This is a genomic window from Paenibacillus anseongensis (assembly GCF_009757995.1).
Classification (GTDB): domain Bacteria; phylum Bacillota; class Bacilli; order Paenibacillales; family NBRC-103111; genus Paenibacillus_E; species Paenibacillus_E chondroitinus.
In genome coordinates this window covers 290,041-311,401 of sequence record NZ_WSEM01000039.1, presented here as the reverse complement: position 1 = coordinate 311,401, position 21,361 = coordinate 290,041, and the positions used below count along the sequence as shown (strand labels likewise).

The window sequence follows — 21,361 nt, the reverse complement described above, 5'->3', positions numbered from 1 at the left end:
TAAATCGAAAACGAGGTGCTGACTGTCATGTGGAACCCGGATCACTATTTTAAACATCTATACGATCGTGTAACGCCGTCCGGAAAATTTCAAGCAAGTTCAGAAGAGGAATGGCTTAACTGGAATGAGCGGTTACGTTCGCGTTTTGTTGAGTTGTTAGGTGGGTTTCCAGCAAAGATTCCCGAACTTGGTCCCGAGCTTTTGGAATCTGTGGATTGCGGCACGTATACGAGAGAAAGAATTCAAATTCAGACGTATCCTGACCTCTTCATGCCCGTTTACGTACTTATTCCGAAAGAACGCGAAGAGCGAGCGGGAGCCATTATCGCCTGTCATGGTCACGGATATGGCAGCAAAGATATTGTAGGTCTAACGATAGATGGCGAGGAAAAAACAGGTGACAAGGGCTATCAGAAAGATTTCGCAATAGAGCTTGTTAAGAAAGGCTATATCGTAGTTGCACCAGAACTATTAGGTTTTGGTGATCGTAAGTTGAGCGGTGAAAAGCAGGATGCAAGCTCTTGTCACAGTTTATCTACGTATCTCTTGGCGATGGGCCAAACGATGGCTGGGTATCGCGTGTTTGAAACTTTGCGATGTGTAGATTATCTGCTCACACGTGATGATGTAGATGCCGCGAGGATTGGATGTATGGGGATTTCCGGAGGCGGACTTGTCTGCTCTTTCGCTGCGGCTATTGATCATCGCATATCGGCAGCTGTCGTAAGCGGGTATACGAACACTTTTCACGCTAGCATTCTATCCATCCATCACTGTATAGACAATTATGTGCCGGGTCTGTCACTAGTAGCTGAGATGCCGGATCTGATTGGCTTGATTGCCCCTAGACCTCTTCTCATTGAAGCAGGGAAAAGCGATCCTATTTTTCCTGTACACGCGACCATGGATGCCTATGAACAAATTCGTTCCATTTATCAGATTTTAGAGGCAGAAGAAAAACTAGCTTTAGATCTTTTTGAGGGCACTCACGAGATTTCGGGCAAAGTGGCTTACGATTGGTTTCAACGAGTTTGGGCTTGAGTTTCCTGAGAATCTGAAAGAGAAGATTAGCAACTTTTTCCACTTCATAGCGTCTTAATTAACATAGGTTTGTATGCGCTATCATTAGTTCTTTTTCATAAAAATTGAACATAAGAAGGATGGATGACTATGTATACCTTTGGTTGGTGCAGTGAGATTCAGCAGGCTGAGAAATTGAAGGATTTGGGATTTGATTACATAGAATGTGCGCTAGTTTCTTTAAATTTGGAAAATGAAACGGAATTTGCGGCAAGATTGCCGTTATTTATGAATAGCCCGCTGCCTGTCAGCGCATTTAATATTTTTTTTCCTGGCGATTTAAAAGTTGTTGGGCCTGAGGTTGATGAGGAGCGTCTCCAGCGTTATATATATAAAGCGGCTAAGGCGCTAAATCAAGTCGGAGCCAAAAATGTCGTTCTGGGAAGCGGGAGATCGCGTAATATTCCCGACGGATGGGAACAGAACCGCTCAGAGGAGCAGTTCACGCAGCTGTTGTCCCGTATCGGTGAAGAATTTGCCGGGACTGGCGTAACGTTGGTAATTGAACCGTTAAATAAAAAGGAGACGAACCTCATTAACAGTGTCTCCGAAGCTGTTCGTTTCGCGAAACAAATTAATCACCCGTCTGTTCGGGTTTTGGCGGATTTTTACCATATGGATGAAGAGAAAGAATCGCTTCAGACGCTTATCGACAACCAGGCTTGGCTGCAGCATATCCATTTAGCGGATACGGGGCGATTCTCACCGGGAACAGGTCAGTATCCCTATGAACAGTTCGTTGCAGCGCTGAAGGCTTCGGGTTATGAGGGGATGATTTCTGCGGAGTGTACAATCCGAGATCCGGAAACAGATCAACGTGACAGTTTAGCTTTTATGAAACGAGTATTTGCTTAGTAATAAGCATTAGTTATAGAAAAACGATAGCGTTCACTCTGATATGAGGTGAACGCTATTGTTCCTTGTTGATCAGCGAAGCAGCTATCCATTTTTTGCCTATAAGCCATATCTTTAATCCGGTGCCCCAAAGAATCAGAGCGGAGCCAAAACCGACAACGAGCCACCAGGTAATGACGGGATGCCCGCCAAATGCTGCACGTTCAGGTACAAATAGAAGGGTTGCAATCGCAAGCAAGGTAAGAAGTGTTCCTGTTACGTAGTGAGCTTTGATCCGAAACAACGGTGCGAGCGGTAGGAAATGGACACCAACGATGATGGCCATGACGGGGAAAAGCAGATTAAAATGGTTTGCAGCGGTGCATATGGCGCTTGCGGCTCCAATAGCTGCACCTTCTATAGTGAAAATGATACCAAACCAAATCCATACGCGTTTCCTGCGGTGTGTATCGGATACGGCTGATTGTGGCAATTGCTTGGAGGCAACAAGCAGCGAGATGCCACCAGAGAGTAGCAGTAGACCAACGATTACAGCCGTGATGATCAGCCAAGTGGAACCCCAGCCCTGAAGCCCGCCGATCCCGATCCCTGCCCATAGCGTACCGAATAACGCCATGAACATAACACCCAGCGATGAACCCCGAACAGCTGCTCTTGGAATTGTTGAAGTCGTGTGTCTCATACGCGCAAACTTCCTTTCCGCATCATGTGTTAGATGATTTTAACTGAAGGAGGAGAGAAAATGAATTTATTTTTTCGTGATAATTTTTTTAATGCAGGTTTTACGGAGATTTTGGACAGCGAGGAAAAAAACATGGGGCATCTGGATTTAAAGAGCTCCTTTGGTTCGGCCATCGATGTGTATGGCGTCAATGATCGACTGCTTTACAAAGGAGGATTTCCATTTTTATCTGGAAAATGGGAGGTTTCGCATCCCGGTGGGAGCTTGGCTGGTGTTCTGCGAAGCCGATTTGCGATGTTTTTCAAAAAGTTCACGTATGAAACGCAAGGGAGAGGCAGTTATGACATCACCTCCCCGGCATTTTCAAAAGAATATGAAATATCCGATTCCTCAGGCGTGCTTGTCGCTCATTTCGAGAAAATAAACGGATGGTTTTCTTCAGGAGCATTTACACTGCGAAATCAATCTGCAGAATTAGATAGTTACGAACTTGTGGCTGTCATTATGGGCATGCATGCGATTCAAAAAAGGCAGGACGCCAGCCATGCTTCCCATTAAGGAGCGGCCAATCTTTCTATTTTAATAAAGTGAATCTGTAAAGATCCGAAAAATACTCTTCCTTGATTGTATTGAAGTTCACATATGTACCCATAAGTTCGTGAGATCGATTGCAGTTCTTTGAAACCTGGGAGCCTTTTAACTAAAGTTGTAATTTGTTGAATGACGTGATTTGGCAGATGTGTGAACATCCTTGTATGGATGCCGTCGACGACGGATATGAAACTGGGAAAAGTGGTTTTGTTGAAGTGCGAAAGCTTCGCGCTATCCTGGGCAATTTCCAATATTTCCTTGTTCAGACGATTCAAATTAATGGTGATGTTCTTATAAAAATAAATGCCAAAACCGATTCTGTTCGTTATAGGGTTGATGCGTTTTTTCCACTTTAACACTGTTGCTTCGAGATAAGTCTCCAGCTGATCAGCAAATGACCGCTTATGAAATAGGGATTTGATAAATTTCCTCATGATTATTCTCCTTCGTATAGCAAAGTTGCCTTGGATTTGACGTAAGCGTGGCGTGTATTGTTCATTTTACAAATGCTCATATTTCTTCTGGTAGTTACTCAGGGTGAATAGAGGCCAAATAAATCGATAACTGTGATAGTTGGAATAAAAGCTGCCGGGCAGTCCGGCTCCGGTTGGATACCGCGTCGTCCAGTCATCCTTGTGCAGCAGCAGGAGCAATTGTCGCATGCCCTTGCGAATGGCAGGCAGAGGTTCATCGCATACCGCGATAAGCGCATCAAGCGCCCAAGCGGTTTGGGAGGGCGTGCTGGCGCCGAGCGGTACGTAATGTTTGAAACTGTCGCTGCTGCAGGATTCGCCCCAGCCGCCGTCTTCGTTTTGGATGCTTAGCAGCCAATCGACGGCTTTTTGCACTGCAGGGTGATCGGGTTTCGTTCGAACAGCCATCAGCCCTGTCAAAGCAGCCCATGTGCCATAGATGTAGCAAACTCCCCAACGGCCGTACCACGAACCATCTGCCTCTTGATTTGAGAACAGCCAATCCGCACCTCTGTGCACAAAGGTTTGACGGATGTCCAGACCTGCTGTTGCGCCAAGGAATTCCAATGTCCTTCCGGTTAGATCCGCAGTAGACGGATCAATGGCAGCTGCGGAGGCGCCGTCGATCGGGACCAGCGTCAGCAGCTTGTTGGTAATTCCTCTTTCGAAAGCGGGCCAGCCGCCATCTTTATTCTGCATAGACAGAACCCAGTTCAAACCGCGGTTCCATACGTCTTGGTATTTAGGATTCCGCTGCGCGGTTACATGTATGGCCCTCAAAGCTGCCGTGGTATCGTCCACGTCTGGGTTTATCGTATTCGATTCGGAGAAACCCCAACCGCCGGCTATTGGATGAGCGACATGAAATTTCCAATCTCCTAATTTGGATTGCTGTAAACCGTGCAAATAATGGACTGCTTTTGCGATCGAAGGATGGTCGGGTGAAGTTCCCGCCTGCTGCAGCGCCGCGGCAAGTAGGGCCGTATCCCATACTGTCGACGGTGAGTTTTGGAGATGAACCTTTCCGTTTATGTTCCACAGCATGGAATAGAGCCCGTTCAGCGCTGCGGTAATCGTAGGGTGATTCTTGTCATAGCCCAGCGCTAACAAGGACAAGATCATCAGCAGCGTACACGTTGCATAGCTGTATAGCGTTCCATCTGCTTCAATACGTTCAAGCATATAGGTTTCTGCATATCGAATAGCTCGTTTATGCAGCTGTTGGGGAAGACTGGTTAGCTGCTTAATACCGGTATGTACTTCTTTCAGCAGCTCCTGGAATCCTCGGGGTGACTCATGCTCTTGACGGACGGGGAGAGTCAGGTCCGATAAGTCCGGAGTGACCGCGTTTTTTCTGACAAATTTGAGGTCGGCCATGATCAAGACCGGTGCAAAGTGAACGCGGGCAAAGCCGGAGAAGTCAAAGAAGTTGACGGGAGAGGTCAACGGCAGCAACAGAAATTCTAGCGGAATCATGATCGAGGATGGCCATGGATATTGTCCTGCGGTTGCCAGGAATACCTTCGTAAGAAAGGTTTTCACTTGCTTGATTCCGCCTTTGGAAGTGATGAAGCGCGCAGCTTTCATCATCGGTTCGTCTGTTTTTTGGCTGTAGCCCGAATACAAAAGCGCAAAATAAGCATTTACGGTCGTATCCAAATGTCCATCCGCTTCATCCTGATAGACTTTCCATGCGCCATTGGGTTCTTGTTCAGCAGCGATGCGATCATGCAATTGTTTGATTAGCGCCTCCTGAGGTACTTCCAGTGTCCGAAGGACGATAATCATGTAGGCGTCGGTTAACAGACTATTTTCAAAGCAAAATCGCCAAGAACCGTCTTGCTGCTGCCATTGTTCGAGGCTGGCGCGCATGCGGCGAATTTCCTCATCCACTTCATTCCATACAGGCATATGCAGTCCTCCTGCCGCTTCAAGTCAAGATTAGATGGATCTTTACATGATATGAACAACGCACCATTTTAATCTAAAAAATCCAATACGCTTCTATGGCGGAATCGCTACCTCCGGTGATCGTAAAATAAGAAAAAACGCCAGTTTTCACTGACGTTTTACTTGTCTAGCCCATTAACTGTGATACGGAGGTGTAAAATCGTAATGATTTTGCGGCGCTTTAGGGACAAGCAGGCAGCCGATCATATAGATTAGGACTACTGTACCGAAGCTGCACAAAGCGGCGATGATGACCAACAAGCGAATCATCGTTGCATTAATACCTAGCCATTCTGCTAGTCCTCCGCAAAGGCCTGTTAATTTGCTATCTGTTCTAGAACGGAATAATTTGTTCATGGTTTATATGGCTCCTCTCCATTTTGCGATCTATGGCATGTCATTGTTTCGTTTTCATGTCTTTATTGTAGCTCTTGCAAGCTACTGCGAAAACGGACCTATGACGGTTATTGAAGCCGGACCTAAGGCGGGGAAGAGCCACTACGAAAGCCAAGACCCCCGCAATGAAGTTCGTAATCGCGGGGGTCTTTATTGATGGGCTGTGCAGATTAAGATAGGAGATAGTTAAGCTGGCGAAGATGGGGCTGTAGTTCCGGAACGACATCAAGATAAGAGGTAAACACTTTGATGAGTGTTGGATTGGGAGTTCGGCGAAGGCATTCGTCTTGTAGCATGACCGCAACCTTGCGAAGCTCCTCGCGCACATCATCCGGCTTTGATAGCTCGCTGATCTTGACGGCCATTAGCGAAATTAACTGCTCAATTGTCGTCTGACGGGCGGGAGAATCACTTGGATTCAAATAGTTGAAATGTGTGTTGCTTTCATCAATGATGGGCTTCGGTGCTGTCCGAATGAAGTCGTCGATTAAGGCATCCAAGCGATCCACGATGAACGCTGCTAACTCGGACATCGGTAAGGCAATTACTTTCTGCTGGACATAAGCTAAGTATTCAATATGAATGCCGCGGAAAATGGCAACAATATCCCATATGTAAGGCTCAATCTGACTGCCGTATGTCTCGATTAGCAGTTCGCGGCGCCAAGTGTGCAGCGCGTTTTTCTTCCGCTTCCATGCCGCGATGAATTGTTCATTGGTTGTAATGGGCAGTTCTCTGAAGTCAATCATGAACAAGTGATTCTCAACCGTATATTGCAACTGGAATTCGATCTTTCGCCGCAGTTTTTCTTTGGGAGTCAAGCTCAGCCTTTCAGCTCCACGATCAAGTGCTGCTGCTTGATCTAGCAATGTCTGATGGCATGCGACGAAAGCGGCTGTAAACAGTTCTTCTTTGGTCGCAAAAAATTTATAGATACTGGCTTTGGCCATACCGCAAGCCTCGGCGATATCCTGCATGGATGCGGCGCTGTAACCTTTCGATCGGAACAGCTCGATGGCTGTATTCAATATTTTATCTTTTTTCGAGTCTACCATCGCGATCCCTCCACCCCTATCTTGACATGAGTCAAGGGGATCGTCAATGTTTCTCATTGACGATAAAACTATCGAGTTCTATAATGAACTCATTGGTTTTAGACTTGAATAAAAGGAGGTGGCCGAGATCTTACCTCAAGATGGATAGAGGTTAAGGTATCGGCAATCACATGAGAATAGCTGAAGGCATTGAAATGTTGTCATTAAATTTGGGACCTATGACGATTCATCCGACGATACTTTTTGACAAAGAGTCCTGGGTGTTAATCGATACGGGTATGCCGGGTTCGGCCCCTGCGATTCGGGAGCTGGCGAAGCAAGCAGGGGTCTTGAATGTCCCGCTGCGCTCTATTATTTTGACACATCAGGACATTGATCATGTTGGCGGACTGCCTGAGTTTCTCGCGGCTGAAGACGAATCTCCCATCGTTTATGCCCATGAAGACGACAAAGACGTCATTAACGGGGAGAAACCGATGATCAAAGTGAGCCCGGAGAGGTTGGCTGGGCTCCTGGCTCAGCTGCCGGAAGTGACTCGCAACCAATTCGAGCAGACTTTTCTGTATCCGTCGCACCCCAACGTGGAGAGCACGATCGCAGATGGAGAGACGCTGCCGATTGCAGGCGGCTTAACCGTCATTCATACTCCTGGACATACGCCCGGGCATGTCTGTTTGTATCATCATGCAAGCAAGACGTTGATTGCTGGAGATGCCATGGTCGTCGACAATGGCGAATTAATGGGGCCGCGGGCAGCCGTTACACCGGATATGGAAGAAGCACTGAGATCGCTTAAGAAGCTGCTTGCCTTCGATATCGAGACTGTTATCTGTTATCATGGCGGGTACTTCCAAGGCGATATCAATAAACGCATTGCCGAATTGACTGAGCAGCCGTGATTCGTTTCGTCGTCACACTTGTTTTGTCGCTTGTAGGGGGGACTCTTTTCACGTTTATTCATTCTCCCTTACCTTGGCTCTTGGGACCGATGCTGTTTGCTTTCTTGGGAGCTCGTTTCTTGAAAAAGTTAAAGCCGCTGTGGCCTAGTTATTTACGTGATGCGGCACTGATTATTATTGGTTATTCCATTGGATTAACATTCACGGTGAACACGTTGCAAGAAATGGGAAAACAACTGCCCAGCATGATTCTAATGACCGTTTTACTGCTGCTTTTCAGCGCACTAATCGCCTACTGCATTTCCAAGGTATCGGGCTTGCCGCTGCCAACGGTGTTGATGGGGAGTATTCCCGGCGGACTGTCGCAGATGATCATCCTTGCGGAGGATACGGAAGGCATTGATCTTACGGTGATGACGTTCCTCCAAGTGTCTCGGTTGATGATCATTATTTTCTGCGTACCGCTTCTTATCTTTAGTCCATTGTTTGGCGGTGAACGGTCGGCCATAGAGCAGATAGCGGGAGTAAGTGCGCGTTGGAGTGATCTTTTCCCTAATATTTTCCTGTTCGCTATTATTTGTGTGATTTGTGCTGTGCTGGCGAAAAAGATTCGTTTTCCATCGGCTTTTTTACTGGGGCCGATGATCGCAACAGCCGTTCTTCATCTTTCCGGCGTATCAGGTCCAACCCTGCCGACGAGTCTTCTTGACGTTTCGCAGCTATTAATCGGCACGTACGTTGGTTTGCTCCTTCGTCCAGAAAGTTTAACGCATAAAGTGCGAATCATTGGGCTCTCGATCGTAAGCGGCTGTATTCTCATCTTGGGCTCGTTAGGTTTAAGCCTGATGCTTTCTAACATGCATAACGTTTCAGGAGCGACTGCCTTTTTGGCTATGGCGCCTGGAGGTATGGATCAAATGGGAATCATGGCCAAAGAGGTTCATGCGGATATTGCGATTGTCACCTGTTATCAAATATTTCGAACCTGGTTCATTTTTTTCGCGGTTCCGCCGCTTCTGAGGCTTGCCTTTAAATATTTGCTGCCTAGGGAAAAAGTAGGGAATGAACCGGTCCCCAGAAGCTGAAAAGTGGAAATTACAGGTTCTGCAGAGGATTGAAGCCATCTTATTCTGTCAAGACTAGTTAGTATAACTTTTTTTAGCAGATGAGTGGTGAACATGAAAGATATTACTTTCAGAGCTCTGGCAGTCACGAATGAAATTGATTTAAACAAAATCGCAATTCATTGTCATATTCCAAAAAAATACACGTGGGAGCAGCCGCTAATTCTGAGGGGGGATATTTTATCCTCAATCCTTCAAAAAGAAACGGATTCCTTGCAGCAAGTGCTGGTGTTTTCGTTTGGAAGTATTGTATTTGTGAATCACAAAAACAAGGATGAAATTACAGCTTTCTTGAAGTTTATTCAAACCTTTGAGCCTGATCTGGAGCTCCAGCATGTGGATAGATATATGGATGATTACAGCTTGCATATCGAGGAAATCGAGAGTATGGAGTTGACTGACAAGTATGTCATTGTTGCCGAGTATCAATTCTTTTACCCTGAACTCATCTCCACAGTGCTTGCCAAATCCGTAGCGTTAGAGAAGATTGAGGAACAACTTGGCGATATTCATGATGGCCTTGAAGGAATGATCGATCGATTAGAGAAAGGGAAGCTTCGCGTGGGCAATAAAGAATTAGCGAGAACCACAGCCAAAATCGTACGCCATGAATACAACACCCTTGCCTACATCATGATTTTGGATAAACCTGATCTAACTTGGACGAATAGCACGGCCAGTGAATTTTATGACGGGATGATGGATTTCTTTGAACTGAATGATCGCTATAAAATTTTGAAAAGCAAAACAGACATTTTGTATCACATCCTTGAGGGATTTTCCAATATCAGCCATTCTATTCGAGGGTTGTTCGTTGAGTGGATTGTGGTGATTCTAATTGTTATAGAAGTCGCGTTAACGGTATTACAAATTGTAGGCTGGCTTCCTTCCCATTAGGAGAATGGAGTATCAAAAGCTTGAGGGAAACTTCCTTCAGGCTTTTTATTTTTTTAGATCCAATGTGGCATAAAGTGGCCCGAAAAATGATAACATCAAGCATTATAGGGTTATTGTTGGAGGTATGTGAATGAAGGCAATGGTCTATACGAAATACGGAACCAAAGACGTTCTTAATCTTGTCGAGGTAGAAAAGCCAACACCCAAAGACAATGAAGTCCTGGTTCGCGTTCATGCTGCATCCGTCAATTCATGGGATTGGGATCTTTTGCGAGGAAAACCCTATTTGGTGCGCCTTGGGGGGATGCTAAAGCCAAAATATAGCATTCTCGGGGCTGACATTGCAGGGATCGTTGAAGCGGTGGGACGAGAAGTCAAACAGTTTCACCCTGGCGATGAGGTGTTCGGAGACATCTCTGGTAGTGGTTGGGGCGGATTTGCGGAGTATGTTTCTGTTCGTGAAACCGTTTTGTCATACAAACCATCTCATCTGACATTCGAGGAAGCTGCTGCACTACCGCAAGCGGGAGTCCTTGCTTTACAAGGCCTCCGTGATAAAGGGAAGATCCAGAAGGGGCAGAAAATTCTTGTCAATGGGGCCGGTGGGGGAGTAGGGACGATCGCCGTACAGTTTGCCAAATCTGTTGGTGCGGAAGTGGTGGCTGTCGATCGCCGCGAAAAGTTGGATATGCTTACATCGATTGGCGCAGACGAGGTTATCGATTACACAACGAAAGATTTTGCCAAGAACGGCCACAAATATGACTTGATTCTTGATGTTGTAGGAAATCGAACGATTTTCGATTACAAGCGCGCACTCAGTCCATCAGGATTTTATGTGATGGTTGGAGGTTCTATGGCTCGTATTTTCCAAGTTATGTGCTTAGGGCCTTGGATTTCAATGACGGAGAAGAAGAAAATGGGCATCTTGATCCACAAGCCAAATCAACATGATCAAAAGGAATTGGGTAGGCTTGTTGAGGCTGGAGTCGTTACACCCATTATAGATAAATACTATCCATTAAGTGAGGTTGCTGAAGCTATTCAGTATTTGGGAGAAGGCTACGCCAAAGGGAAAGTGATGATTCGCATCTTGGACTAAATGACTCTTCTGTTCCTGAAAAAGTGCATGATTAGATAGGCGGATTGAGGGAAATTCAAGCCAAGCTGCCACGCACCAATTCCGAGCAGCTGATAGTCGATGACTAGTTGACATTTCGCTGCCCGGGCCCTCGCATCTTCAAACCAGACGATATGTCTGCGTCCTTGCTCATCCCAATAACCAAAATACGGCTGCTGATGCTGCTCGGAGTATTGAATATTCACTTCATATTTAATTGCGGTATCTGTTGCTGATTTTACGGAAACCGCTTTGGCCGTTAGCGGGACATTCCCCTCCATAGTCCAATCGAAACCATACCGCGGGACACCAAGAATGATTTTATGACGGGGCATGTGTTGGAGTGCATAATCAACGGTTTTTCTTATTTCATCGATCGGGCCGACAGGTCCAGGACCTGAATGTGCTTCATGGAAATCATAGGCCATGATAAACACGAAGTTGACAGCGCTAGCAATGCCGCCGTAATCATATCCCGGATGGTCAAGTTGGGATCTTTTTACCGGTACCGCAACTGACGTATAATAACCGTCAGGTTGTAACTTTTCTTTCAATGCTCTCAAGAAACCGGAGTACAAGTCCCGTTCATCTGGCCGAATTCGCTCGAAATCCACATTGACACCGGCGTAATTTTTCGTTTTCAGTAAGGAATAAATGTTATTAATTAAACGGTTTCGAAGTTCCGGAGACTGCAGCAATTGTTTCGTCATGTCGGAACTGAACCCTCCTGGCGTTAAATTTGTTACTGTAGCAAGAGGAGCTACAAGGTGAGTACGTGCGGCTTTGACTGCGACATCATCGAGGGGGAGATCACTCAAACTGCCGTCAGGCGTAATATGATATTCAAAAACACCATAGTAGGTATTCAAGTTTGCGAAGTTTTGAACGGTTTTCTGAATCTGATCTGGCGTACTAGGCAAAATATAGCTTAGCCCTTCCTCCAAATATTTGGGTCGATCCGGCAACGTTAGCTTCATACCGACAGTCAAGTTATCGCTTTGGAGACCGTTAGCGGTTCTCAACAGCTGTATGGGAATATAGCTGATGCTTGCGATATAGGAAAGTGTGTCACCCTGTTGAACGATGTAGCTCGATGTTGAGATGATAAGCGCTTGACCTGGTACGAGGTCAGACTCAATTAACCCATTCACGGAGCGTATTGTTTCAGGTGAGACTTGAAATCTTCTGGAGATTGCATACAAAGAATCGCCTGATTTAACCGTATAAATAAACAAAGGGATCAGCCCCCTGACCGAGAAATGGGAATTTTATAATAGTTATTCCGTCTTCGGCATGTTTAAGAACAACGGCTAGCTTTCAAAATGATCCTCTCCTTAGTTGATGATCTTTTCAAAACTGGGAATGCTAATAAGCAATACGGTATCCAGAGGTGTACGAGTTGAATCAGATCCGATGCGATGAATCCCCAATGAAAGAACAGCTCAAACTACACATCCAAGAAATTTCTGATGCGCTGCATCATAGCTTACAAATCATAGATAATGAAAATCACTGCATGTTAAGCGATTTAGAGGCGATTCAAGAAAGGTTCAGGAGAGTTGAATCGATTGCCGCTTCCTTTTACATGCAATGTTATTTGTCAGCTTTCTCCATCCAATATTCCGATCTGACCATTGCCGTTGATCACTTGTCGAAACGCCGCCATGGTGCATTGATAGTCATCCAACGCAACGATCCTATAGAGGAACATCTTCATAATGGCATTCCAGTAGGTGCCAAAGTATCGTATTCCTTGTTGGAATCGATCTTCTACCCTGGGAATCCCTTGCATGATGGCGCAGTGTTCATGAGTTACGATCAAATCGTTTCAGCAGCGAATGTCCTTCCCTTATCAGCCACGATTGTAGAAAATAAAAAGTTAGGTACGCGGCATCGGGCGGCAATTGGGATAACGGAACGAACAGATGCTTTGGCTCTGGTTGTATCGGAAGAAACCGGCCAAACTTCATTTGCCTACAAGGGCCAACTGCATCCCATCATCATGTCGGATATTATTGTTTAGATCCCATAGGATAATAGGCCTAAAAAGGCTGTCGAGAATTGAATTCTCGGCAGCCTTTTTTCATAGCTCTGATATGCATTATAGCAACGATTTACATACAAATTTAAATTAGCTATAAAAAAATCGACGGGTTTCGCCGAAATTAAACATAGGATAATTTATCCTGTAAATTAAAGGGAAAACATGACCCCTTACAACAAAAAGAGAAACTTCGGAGGCTAGCAGAATGAAACTCACGCTGTACAAGAAACTTCTTTTTAGCTTTGTCATTGTTTTAGTGCTTCTCACGGCAATTAGTATCACATCTCAAATGCGGATGAAATCGATGGGTGACACCGCCAAACTAACGACGGATAAAGGACTTCCTTCCGTTATCTTACTGGGCAATTTGAACTATGATTTAAAAAGCCTAGATGATCAAATCCTGCGTATTCAATTTAACATGGAGGATAAGACGAAGCAAAACCTAAGTGGTACTGGTATGTTAGAGGATGAGGCCACCACGTCTCCTGCGGAGAGAGCTCAAACCTTATTTAATGATATCGAAAAGAAAATCAATATGCTGGATGGGACTTTCCAGGATGAGAAAGATATTCAGATGCTCAAAGTGTTCAAAGAGCAGTGGACGCAGTATGCTACTGTTTTTCCTTCAACGCTGGAAGCTGCGCAAAAACACGGTGCTGAAGGTTTAGCGCTTATCCAGGTAGCGGATAGTAATTTGGGAAGCTGCTCATTGCTGATTGAAATGTTCACCAAACGCATTCAGGAAAATGCGGAAGGATGGGCCGCAGAAGTGGAGCATTCTTATCAGGATGGCATTAAGTGGAATACGATTCTTAGTATCTTTGCTATCGTATTAGGCTTAGTTATCTCGTTCCTGATTGCTCGTCACGTCTCCAAACCGATTACGACGATGAGTGCAGCGGCAAGACGCATATCGGACGGGGATCTTTCTGTGAGCTATATAGCATTGAAGCAGAAGGATGAAATTGGAGATCTCAGTGCTTCGTTTGCACAAATGACGGAGCATATGAGAACTATGATCGAAACGGTGAATGGGCATGCGCAAAGCGTCGCTTCTTCGGCGGAACAACTTCGCATCAGCTCTATTGATATGCAGGAAGTATCCAATCATATCACGCAGACGGTGAAAGACGTGGCTACAGGGGCGGATCAACAGACACTTACGATGGAAGAAACTTCGCGCTCGATGGAAGAAGTGGGCAGCGGGATATACCGGATGGCTGAAAGTGCTTCAACGATTGCAGAGTCGATCGAATGGACCAAACAGCAGGCAGAAGCGGGTGGCACCTATGTACAGAACACCGTACAGCAGATGGAATCCATTCATGACTCTGTTCATCAAACAGATCAAGTAATGTCTATGTTGGAGAGAAAATCGCAAGAGATCGGCCATATTTTACAAGCTATTCAGGATATTGCACAGCAAACGAATCTTCTGGCTCTTAACGCAGCGATTGAAGCAGCTAGAGCAGGAGAGCAGGGACGCGGTTTTGCTGTCGTAGCTTCTGAAGTACGTAAGCTTGCCGAGCAATCCGGGCAATTTTCAGGCGAAATTTCCGCTTTGCTAAGTGAAATTCAAGCAACTGTACATGACTCAGGCGATGCGCTCAGCCAAGTCAAAAATGAAGTTCAAACGGGCATTGAGCTCGTGCAGAAAACCGAGCAAAACTTCGGTGAAATTTTGCAGTCCACTACACTAGTGGCGTCACAAATCCAGGAAATGGCTGCAACTTCCGAACAAATGTCGGCTGGTGCGCAAGAGATTACGGCATCTGTGCAACAGGTTGCTTCCATCGCCAAGAAAACGGCGGACTCTTCCCAGGACGTGTCATCCTCCGCTGTGAATCAGCTTGAGACTACAGGTGAAGTGAGAGTCGCCGCACAATCCTTATCGGAGATGGCTGAAGAACTGCAGCAGATCCTGGCTCGATTCCGTATTGCTTAGTCCCATACACATAGAAACCCCACAAACCCTTGCGGTTTGTGGGGTTTTATTCGGAAGGGCGCCTAGTACGTTTTTTTGCGTAGATAAGAAAATATAAGTTTTTACATTTGACTAGCTCTATCTAGACAAACGCGCTCGTCCTAAAGGACGAAGAAGTCGTTTATCCTTGTATCTCTGTAATATTTATTCAACCTTCGGTAAATATGACGTACTGTTGTCAGCTTTACTGTGCTATGCTAGATAAGTTCATGGTAGTTGATACGGAGACGGAGGACCATTCAGAGATGGCAGACGCATTAAAAGATATGTACAATCAAGCATTTCTCCAGGAATTCGCAAAAAAAGTTCATAGCGCTTACCAATCTTTCGACGAGGATTCGTTCGTGGAGAAGGTTATGAATGCTGACTGGGCAGATTTAGCTTTGAAACAAAGGATGAGGAAAATTACGCTAACACTCGGCGAGCATCTGCCGCCTTCTTATAGCGAGGCGTTGGCCATTTTATATGCAATTGAAGATACTTGTATTGGTTTTCCTTATTTGTTCTTTCCTGATTTTGTGGAAGTATACGGTCACAACAGCGAGCATTGGGAGATGTCCATGCAAGCACTGGAAAGATTCACATCAAGATCTTCCGCTGAGTTTGCTGTTCGGCCATTTATTTTGCATGATCCCGAACGAATGATGCGGCAGATGTCCGTTTGGGCCGATCATCCGAATGAGCATGTACGCAGGCTGTCTAGTGAAGGATGCCGTCCGCGTCTCCCTTGGGGGCAAGCGCTGGCGGTGTTTAAGCGGGATCCTGCGCCGGTACTGGCCATTTTGGAGAAGCTGAAGGCCGATTCGTCACTTTATGTCCGCAAAAGTGTCGCTAATAATTTGAACGATATTGCCAAGGATCATCCGGCGATCGTTCTGGAGACAGCCGCGCGTTGGAAGGGGAGCAATCCGGATACGGATTGGATCGTGAGACACGGCTGCAGGACGCTGATTCGTCAAGCGACTCCAGAGGTGCTTGCTCTGTTTGGATATGCGGTATCGCGGGATGACGATCCGCTCGCGGATTACGCAGCAATCATATCCGAGCCGGATGAGTTAATGATTGGTGAGAACTGTGAACTTCGGTACGAAGTTCATGTTCGGCAGGGTGACCCCGTGCATCTGCGTATCGAATACGGGATTGATTTTGTGAAAGCAGGGGGGAAACATTCCCGGAAATTGTTTCTGCTCTCTGATAAAACCGTACCAGGAGGCTCACAACTTACCGCTGCTAGAACCCATCGATGGGCGGACCTGACGACCCGTCGGCATTACCCTGGCGAGCATCGAATTGTTTTACTCGTGAACGGAAAGGAAGCCGCAGAGACCTCTTTAAATTTAACGACAGGAAACTAGGGAGCTGATTCCATGAGTCCTATTAACGTCCAAAAAGTTGAGAATCTGGATACTAATTTATTGCTGCCTTTGGCAGAAAAGAGTGCGAGTGAAGGTTTTCGTCACCTAGGCCGGTTGATCAACGAGTATGCGGATGGGAGCAATCAGTTTAATCAAGTTGGAGAAGCTCTTTTCATTGCCACGCTCGATAGTGAGATTGTAGGGGTCTGCGGACTGAACCGGGACCCCTACGCCGATGGCGCAGATGTCGGACGTGTTCGACGGCTTTATGTTCGGCCAAGCGCACGTAGATTTGGTATTGGGCAAATGTTAATGGCGTCTGTTATTGCGGAAGCGAGAAAAAGTTATCACCTGCTTGTGCTTAAAACGGATAACCCTCAGGCTGATATTTTTTATCGGTCAATCGGTTTTTCCTTTAACACGGATTCGAATAATCATACACACTTCCTTATATTGAATGTAACTAATGAATAAAGAATGGACTGGAGATTAGGAATGAATTCTTCTTTGTTTCGAAATCGTGCGTTTATCATTTTGATGATTGGTGAAGCCATCCAAGGCGGAGGCATCTGGACCAGCATTATTGCCAATTTGCAATTCATGCAAAGCCATGTTCCGTCTGATTTAGGCAAAAGTTTAATCCTGATGTGCGGGTTATTTCTTGGCGTGCTTATTTCACCGCAAGCCGGTGTGTGGGCCGACCGCTATGATAAGAAAAAAATCTTGCTCATATCAGGGTTCTTTCGTTGTCTTGCTCCGATTTGTATGTTCGCTGCTTTATATTACCAATCTGTCGCAATCATGCTATTGTCTGTGGTCATTATGCAGTTAGCCGCGACAGTCTATATGCCTACCGTGCAAGCTGCACTGCCGGCGGTCGTTTCAGCATCCGATCTGCTGAAGGCGAATACCGTAAATTTCAATGTGACTACAATAGCAAGGATTGGCGGTACAGCTGTCGCGGGCATTTTGGTCGTCGTCATGAATTTATATACGGTGTATGCATTATCGCTTGTATTTTACGTGATTCTGGTCCTGCTTATTACTCAGTTGAAGATTACAAATACTACGGATTCTACAATGGTTAAAAAGAAGGAGAAAATCCGTTTCTCCGAGCTGTTTCCGTTCATCCGGCAAGAGCCGGCTGTCCTCATAGCACTCATCAATAGCGGTATTATCACTTTGTTCTTGGGTGGTTTCAATTTGCTTGTGCTTAAATTTAGCCAAGTCCAACATAAGCCTGAACTGATGGGATGGATTTATTCCATTGAAGGAATGAGCATTTTAATCGTAGGTTTATTTGCCAAACGGGTGATCGGCAAGCGAAATCTGGTAACCAGTTCTACGCTATTTATGTTACTATTTGCAATTTCATTTGCTGGGATGTCCTTTAGCGAGAACACCTCTGCGGTACTTGGCTCTTTTGTTTTATTCGGCTGTGCCGTCGCTTTTTTCTTTCCGATGGTCTCGACCCTTTTCCAAATCAAAGTCCCGCAAGACGTTCAAGGCCGTTTTTTCTCATTTCGAGGAATGCTTGACCGCGTCATGTTCCAGGTTGCGCTGCTTGCGACGGGGGCATGTCTGGATTGGTTTGGGATCTCAACCTATTTATTAACATTGGCCGTCCTTACCATTGCAAGTGGTATCTTGACCTTGATCTTGGCCAAACAAAAGTCTGTGGATGTGCGGCAGCCCGCCATACGAGAAACGGTCAAAGGTTAAGTAAAACTGCGGCTGTAACCAATATTAGTGAGTTGTACGAAATGAAGCAGTTATAGTATATTTTATTCATCATTCAAAAGGTCATTGTACCTTTCGGGGCTAGGGGGTACATCTTGAATACGGAGACATTCATTCACATACTTAGAAATGAACTTGTTGTTGCACTTGGCTGCACAGAGCCAGTTGCGATAGCGTTAGCAGCAGCCAAGGCAAGGACTTATGTTAACGGTAAAATAGACAAAATTACGGTGCACGCTAGTGCAGGCATCATTAAGAACGCATTAGCCGTCGGCATACCCGGCACAGGTCAGACAGGGATCGACTTTGTAGCTGCGCTAGGGGCGATTGCCGGCAATGCGGAGAAACAATTGGAAGTACTTGCGGATATTGACCCATCCGCCATTTCCGAGGCTCGGGCAATGGTAGATGAGGGGATTTCTGTGGTCCATCTCGCTGATACACCAACCAAACTATACATTGAAGTCATGATTGAAGCTGAGCAAAGGTATGCAAAGGTTGTCATTACCGATAATCATACGAATATCACGTTGATAGAAGTCGATGGGAAGATCGTGGATACGGGAGGCTGTGCAAACGCGAGCTTTAAGAGCTCTAAGGAAGACCGGAACTCGCTAAAGATTGATTCGATTTTTGACTTTGTGAATACCGTCGATCTTGGAGAGCTCAGTTTGGTCAAGAAAAGCATAGAATTGAATCGTAAGGCAGGGTTAGACGGCCTAACACATTCGTACGGACTTGAGGTTGGGAAGACGATAAAAGAAAACGTGCAGCGGGGAATTTTATCCGATGATCTCATTTCCCATGCGATGGCGCTCGCGGCAGCAGGTTCGGATGCCCGCATGGCCGGCTCCACGATGCCTGTCATGGCGAATTCAGGAAGCGGCAATCAAGGGATTGCCGCGACGAATCCTGTCATCGCGGCAGCAGAGAGGCTCGGCGCCTCCGAGGAGCAGCTCATTCGCGCAGTTGCTCTAAGCCATTTGGTCACGATTCATATCAAATCGAAGTTTGGGCGATTATCCGCGTTATGCGGAGTGACCGTATCGGGTACGGGCGCCAGCTGCGGGATTACGTATTTGCTGGGCGGAGGGAAACCTGAGATCCGGGCTGCAATCCAGAACATGCTTGGCAATGTGACCGGGATGATGTGCGATGGGGCCAAAGGCGGCTGCGCCATGAAAGTTGCGACTTGTACAAGCGCAGCGGTACAATCTGCGCTCCTGGCGTCAAAAGGGAAGTCCATCTCCTCAACAAATGGATTCATTGAAAATGACGCCGAGAAGACGATCGAGAACTTCTGTCGGATCGGGAATGAGGCAACGTCCGAGATGGATAAACTAGTTCTGGAAATGATGTTAAATAAGGAATTATAAGCGATTAGCAGCGGTTATTTCATACGTTTCGAAAGGTAAGGACTTGGGGATTATGCCTCAAGTCCTTTTTTTGCGACCTTTACCGGGATGATCTCCCGAAGTGTATAGGTACAGCTAGAAGCTGGTCTTTATTCGTAGAGCGTGTATGGCGACAACTTGAGTCGGATGAACGCCCCTAAATTTGTAATGCTGTATGTTGTTTCCACATGCAGCGCGTAAAAGGAAGAGGAGGTTATCTTGAAACATGAAGAAAAAAGTACAGGCTCTAATCTGCATTTGTTCCTTAGGTATCATGGGAATGGCGGTTCCGGTTAGCGCACAATCATTATCCCAAGGCACGCAAAGTGACCAAGTATTGGATCTGCAAGAGAGATTAAGTGCACTTGGCTACTTTCATGCTGGAATTACGGGTTACTATGGCAGCCAAACGAAGAGTGCTGTTAAGAAATTTCAAGCCAGTTACGGCTTAACGGTTGACGGTGAAGCTGACTCACTGACATTGTCGAAGTTAAAAAAAACGATTTCACCCAAACAGTCGGTGCTGGATGAGCTGGCACGAATCATTCATTCCGAAGCTCGCGGTGAATCCTTCTTGGGTCAAGTTGCCGTGGGAGCTGTCATTCTGAATCGTGTTCAATCTGAACAATTTCCAGATTCCATCACGGAAGTGATTCATCAACCTGGTCAATTTTCATCCGTTGATGATGGTCAATTTGCTCTCAAACCTAACGAAACAGCTTACCGGGCGGCAGCAGCCGCTTTGAATGGCGCGGATCCAACAACAGGAGCTCTTTATTTCTATAATCCGGTCACTGCCAAAGCATCTTGGAGTAAAAGCAGAATCAAGAAGATTGCGATTGGTCATCACACGTTTACCATTTAGACCTTGAAAGGCTGCCTTGTGCAGTCTTTTTTCAGTAGAAGTCGTTTATCCTTGGTAGGAATAAAAACGCTTACTTATATTGTGTTATACAGTGAAAGTAGATAAATAACATTTTGCTTGCAACTTATTAAAAATAAGTTATAATAGAAATTGTAACAAATAAAATTACAGAATGTGAGAGTGAAACCATGGCAACTGTACTTTATATTACGGCAAACCCTAACGATCACCAAGCTTCCTATAGCATGGCGGTTGGTAAAGAATTTATCGAAACATACCGTGAAGCAAATCCTGGTGACGAAGTTATCCATATTGATTTGTTCAAAACTAACATTCCACAAATCGATGGCGATGTATTGAGCGGCTGGGGTAAACTTGGCTCTGGAACTGAATTCAGTGCACTAACGGCAGATGAGCAAGCTAAAATCGCGCGTCTTGGTGAAATCGTGGATCAATACATATCCGCTGATAAATACGTGTATGTATCACCAATGTGGAATTTCTCTTTCCCTCCAGTTATGAAAGCTTACATCGATGCGATCTGTGCTGCTGGTAAAACGTTCAAATACACAGCTGAAGGTCCTGTTGGTTTGCTGAACAACAAAAAAGCACTTCACATCCAAGCTTCTGGCGGCGTATACTCCGAAGGTCCAGCAGTTGGGTTCGAAACTGGTCACAGCTACTTGAAAAAAATCATGATGTTCACTGGCGTACCTAGCTTCGAAGGTATCTTCGTTGAAGGTATGGCTGCTGCACCTGATAAAGCTGCAGAAATCAAAGCTAATGCAATCGTTAAAGCGAAAGAAGTTGCAAAGCAATTCTAAGATTTATACCTTATATCGAAACAGCGCATC

General features: G+C 45.8%; 21 protein-coding genes. 15 read left to right on the top strand and 6 right to left on the bottom strand.

Translation table 11 applies throughout. The annotated features are described in order from the left end of the window. Positions 1–27 precede the first annotated feature (27 nt). Together GON05_RS36640 and GON05_RS36635 are read left to right on the top strand one after the other, a co-directional pair. The gene (locus GON05_RS36640; protein ID WP_157326681.1) at positions 28–1,041 is read left to right on the top strand and encodes a dienelactone hydrolase family protein; all 1,014 of its coding nucleotides are present in this window, start codon (positions 28–30) and stop codon (positions 1,039–1,041) included. A gap of 123 nt (positions 1,042–1,164) precedes the next feature. After that, a complete protein-coding gene (locus GON05_RS36635) occupies positions 1,165–1,935 on the top strand; it encodes a sugar phosphate isomerase/epimerase family protein (RefSeq protein ID WP_157326405.1) in 771 nt (256 codons plus the stop codon). A gap of 55 nt (positions 1,936–1,990) precedes the next feature. On the opposite strand, the gene GON05_RS36630 is transcribed toward GON05_RS36635, so the two are convergent. Then, a complete protein-coding gene (locus tag GON05_RS36630; RefSeq protein ID WP_157326404.1) occupies positions 1,991–2,617 on the bottom strand; it encodes a hypothetical protein in 627 nt (208 codons plus the stop codon). Between the two features lie 60 nt (positions 2,618–2,677). Here GON05_RS36630 and GON05_RS38955 point away from each other — a divergent pair, with 60 nt between their 5' ends. Then, entirely contained in the window at positions 2,678–3,175 is a 498-nt protein-coding gene (locus tag GON05_RS38955; protein WP_181646466.1) for a hypothetical protein, read from the top strand. Here the strand turns inward: GON05_RS38955 and GON05_RS36620 are convergent. The 4 genes from GON05_RS36620 to GON05_RS36600 form a co-directional block, all read right to left on the bottom strand. Continuing rightward, positions 3,172–3,642, bottom strand: a complete 471-nt coding sequence (locus GON05_RS36620) for a hypothetical protein (protein ID WP_127454240.1) — start codon at positions 3,640–3,642, stop codon at positions 3,172–3,174. The two genes, GON05_RS38955 and GON05_RS36620, sit on opposite strands and share 4 nt — an antisense overlap. Positions 3,643–3,708: 66 nt before the next feature. Beyond that, on the bottom strand, positions 3,709–5,592 hold the full coding sequence (shc, locus tag GON05_RS36615) for a squalene--hopene cyclase (protein WP_157326403.1): 1,884 nt from the start codon (positions 5,590–5,592) through the stop codon (positions 3,709–3,711). 174 nt (positions 5,593–5,766) lie between these two features. Next, complete coding sequence (locus GON05_RS36610) at positions 5,767–5,988, bottom strand: PspC domain-containing protein (protein WP_157326402.1); 222 nt, start codon at positions 5,986–5,988, stop codon at positions 5,767–5,769. 209 nt (positions 5,989–6,197) lie between these two features. Then, complete coding sequence (locus GON05_RS36600) at positions 6,198–7,082, bottom strand: TetR/AcrR family transcriptional regulator (RefSeq protein ID WP_157326400.1); 885 nt, start codon at positions 7,080–7,082, stop codon at positions 6,198–6,200. A 170-nt stretch (positions 7,083–7,252) separates the two neighbouring features. Here GON05_RS36600 and GON05_RS36595 point away from each other — a divergent pair, with 170 nt between their 5' ends. The 4 genes from GON05_RS36595 to GON05_RS36580 all read left to right on the top strand — a co-directional run bounded on the left by GON05_RS36595 (position 7,253) and on the right by GON05_RS36580 (position 11,104). Further along, positions 7,253–7,981, top strand: a complete 729-nt coding sequence (locus tag GON05_RS36595) for an MBL fold metallo-hydrolase (protein ID WP_157326399.1) — start codon at positions 7,253–7,255, stop codon at positions 7,979–7,981. Continuing rightward, the gene (locus tag GON05_RS36590) at positions 7,978–9,066 is read left to right on the top strand and encodes an AbrB family transcriptional regulator (RefSeq protein ID WP_181646465.1); all 1,089 of its coding nucleotides are present in this window, start codon (positions 7,978–7,980) and stop codon (positions 9,064–9,066) included. The genes GON05_RS36595 and GON05_RS36590 overlap by 4 nt, the downstream gene beginning before the upstream one ends. Before the next feature lie 93 nt (positions 9,067–9,159). Then, positions 9,160–10,002 carry an RMD1 family protein gene (locus tag GON05_RS36585; protein WP_127454251.1) on the top strand — a complete coding sequence of 281 codons (843 nt, stop codon included), beginning with the start codon at positions 9,160–9,162 and terminating at the stop codon, positions 10,000–10,002. Positions 10,003–10,132: 130 nt separating this feature from the next. Then, the gene (locus GON05_RS36580) at positions 10,133–11,104 is read left to right on the top strand and encodes an NAD(P)-dependent alcohol dehydrogenase (protein WP_157326398.1); all 972 of its coding nucleotides are present in this window, start codon (positions 10,133–10,135) and stop codon (positions 11,102–11,104) included. Here GON05_RS36580 and GON05_RS36575 read toward each other — a convergent pair. After that, positions 11,101–12,357, bottom strand: a complete 1,257-nt coding sequence (locus tag GON05_RS36575) for a glycosyl hydrolase family 18 protein (protein ID WP_157326397.1) — start codon at positions 12,355–12,357, stop codon at positions 11,101–11,103. The genes GON05_RS36580 and GON05_RS36575 overlap by 4 nt on opposite strands. A gap of 164 nt (positions 12,358–12,521) precedes the next feature. Between GON05_RS36575 and cdaS the strand changes: the two genes are divergently transcribed. From cdaS to GON05_RS36535, 8 genes are all read left to right on the top strand, one after another. Beyond that, positions 12,522–13,145: a sporulation-specific diadenylate cyclase CdaS gene (cdaS, locus tag GON05_RS36570; RefSeq protein ID WP_157326396.1), complete on the top strand. Its 624-nt coding sequence runs from the start codon at positions 12,522–12,524 to the stop codon at positions 13,143–13,145. A 226-nt stretch (positions 13,146–13,371) separates the two neighbouring features. Then, positions 13,372–15,114, top strand: a complete 1,743-nt coding sequence (locus GON05_RS36565; protein ID WP_157326395.1) for a methyl-accepting chemotaxis protein — start codon at positions 13,372–13,374, stop codon at positions 15,112–15,114. 284 nt (positions 15,115–15,398) lie between these two features. Then, a complete protein-coding gene (locus GON05_RS36560) occupies positions 15,399–16,508 on the top strand; it encodes a DNA alkylation repair protein (protein WP_157326679.1) in 1,110 nt (369 codons plus the stop codon). A gap of 12 nt (positions 16,509–16,520) precedes the next feature. Beyond that, the gene (locus GON05_RS36555) at positions 16,521–16,982 is read left to right on the top strand and encodes a GNAT family N-acetyltransferase (RefSeq protein ID WP_157326394.1); all 462 of its coding nucleotides are present in this window, start codon (positions 16,521–16,523) and stop codon (positions 16,980–16,982) included. A 21-nt stretch (positions 16,983–17,003) separates the two neighbouring features. Next, positions 17,004–18,230: an MFS transporter gene (locus tag GON05_RS36550; RefSeq protein WP_157326393.1), complete on the top strand. Its 1,227-nt coding sequence runs from the start codon at positions 17,004–17,006 to the stop codon at positions 18,228–18,230. A gap of 113 nt (positions 18,231–18,343) precedes the next feature. Next, positions 18,344–19,624: an L-cysteine desulfidase family protein gene (locus GON05_RS36545; protein ID WP_157326392.1), complete on the top strand. Its 1,281-nt coding sequence runs from the start codon at positions 18,344–18,346 to the stop codon at positions 19,622–19,624. 244 nt (positions 19,625–19,868) lie between these two features. Beyond that, the gene (locus GON05_RS36540) at positions 19,869–20,507 is read left to right on the top strand and encodes a cell wall hydrolase (protein WP_157326391.1); all 639 of its coding nucleotides are present in this window, start codon (positions 19,869–19,871) and stop codon (positions 20,505–20,507) included. Between the two features lie 188 nt (positions 20,508–20,695). After that, positions 20,696–21,331: an FMN-dependent NADH-azoreductase gene (locus tag GON05_RS36535; protein WP_157326390.1), complete on the top strand. Its 636-nt coding sequence runs from the start codon at positions 20,696–20,698 to the stop codon at positions 21,329–21,331. The last annotated feature ends 30 nt before the right edge of the window (positions 21,332–21,361 follow it).

Coding starts and splice junctions, on each gene's coding strand:
- GON05_RS36565 (WP_157326395.1), top strand. CDS start 13,372: ATGAAACTCACGCTGTACAAGAAACTTCTTTTTAGCTTTGTCATTGTT.
- GON05_RS36540 (WP_157326391.1), top strand. CDS start 19,869: ATGAAGAAAAAAGTACAGGCTCTAATCTGCATTTGTTCCTTAGGTATC.
- GON05_RS36560 (WP_157326679.1), top strand. CDS start 15,399: ATGGCAGACGCATTAAAAGATATGTACAATCAAGCATTTCTCCAGGAA.
- GON05_RS38955 (WP_181646466.1), top strand. CDS start 2,678: ATGAATTTATTTTTTCGTGATAATTTTTTTAATGCAGGTTTTACGGAG.
- GON05_RS36580 (WP_157326398.1), top strand. CDS start 10,133: ATGAAGGCAATGGTCTATACGAAATACGGAACCAAAGACGTTCTTAAT.
- GON05_RS36550 (WP_157326393.1), top strand. CDS start 17,004: ATGAATTCTTCTTTGTTTCGAAATCGTGCGTTTATCATTTTGATGATT.
- GON05_RS36595 (WP_157326399.1), top strand. CDS start 7,253: ATGAGAATAGCTGAAGGCATTGAAATGTTGTCATTAAATTTGGGACCT.
- GON05_RS36620 (WP_127454240.1), bottom strand. CDS start 3,642: ATGAGGAAATTTATCAAATCCCTATTTCATAAGCGGTCATTTGCTGAT.
- GON05_RS36585 (WP_127454251.1), top strand. CDS start 9,160: ATGAAAGATATTACTTTCAGAGCTCTGGCAGTCACGAATGAAATTGAT.
- GON05_RS36555 (WP_157326394.1), top strand. CDS start 16,521: ATGAGTCCTATTAACGTCCAAAAAGTTGAGAATCTGGATACTAATTTA.
- GON05_RS36535 (WP_157326390.1), top strand. CDS start 20,696: ATGGCAACTGTACTTTATATTACGGCAAACCCTAACGATCACCAAGCT.
- GON05_RS36630 (WP_157326404.1), bottom strand. CDS start 2,617: ATGAGACACACGACTTCAACAATTCCAAGAGCAGCTGTTCGGGGTTCA.
- shc (WP_157326403.1), bottom strand. CDS start 5,592: ATGCCTGTATGGAATGAAGTGGATGAGGAAATTCGCCGCATGCGCGCC.
- GON05_RS36635 (WP_157326405.1), top strand. CDS start 1,165: ATGACTATGTATACCTTTGGTTGGTGCAGTGAGATTCAGCAGGCTGAG.
- GON05_RS36610 (WP_157326402.1), bottom strand. CDS start 5,988: ATGAACAAATTATTCCGTTCTAGAACAGATAGCAAATTAACAGGCCTT.
- GON05_RS36640 (WP_157326681.1), top strand. CDS start 28: ATGTGGAACCCGGATCACTATTTTAAACATCTATACGATCGTGTAACG.
- GON05_RS36600 (WP_157326400.1), bottom strand. CDS start 7,082: ATGGTAGACTCGAAAAAAGATAAAATATTGAATACAGCCATCGAGCTG.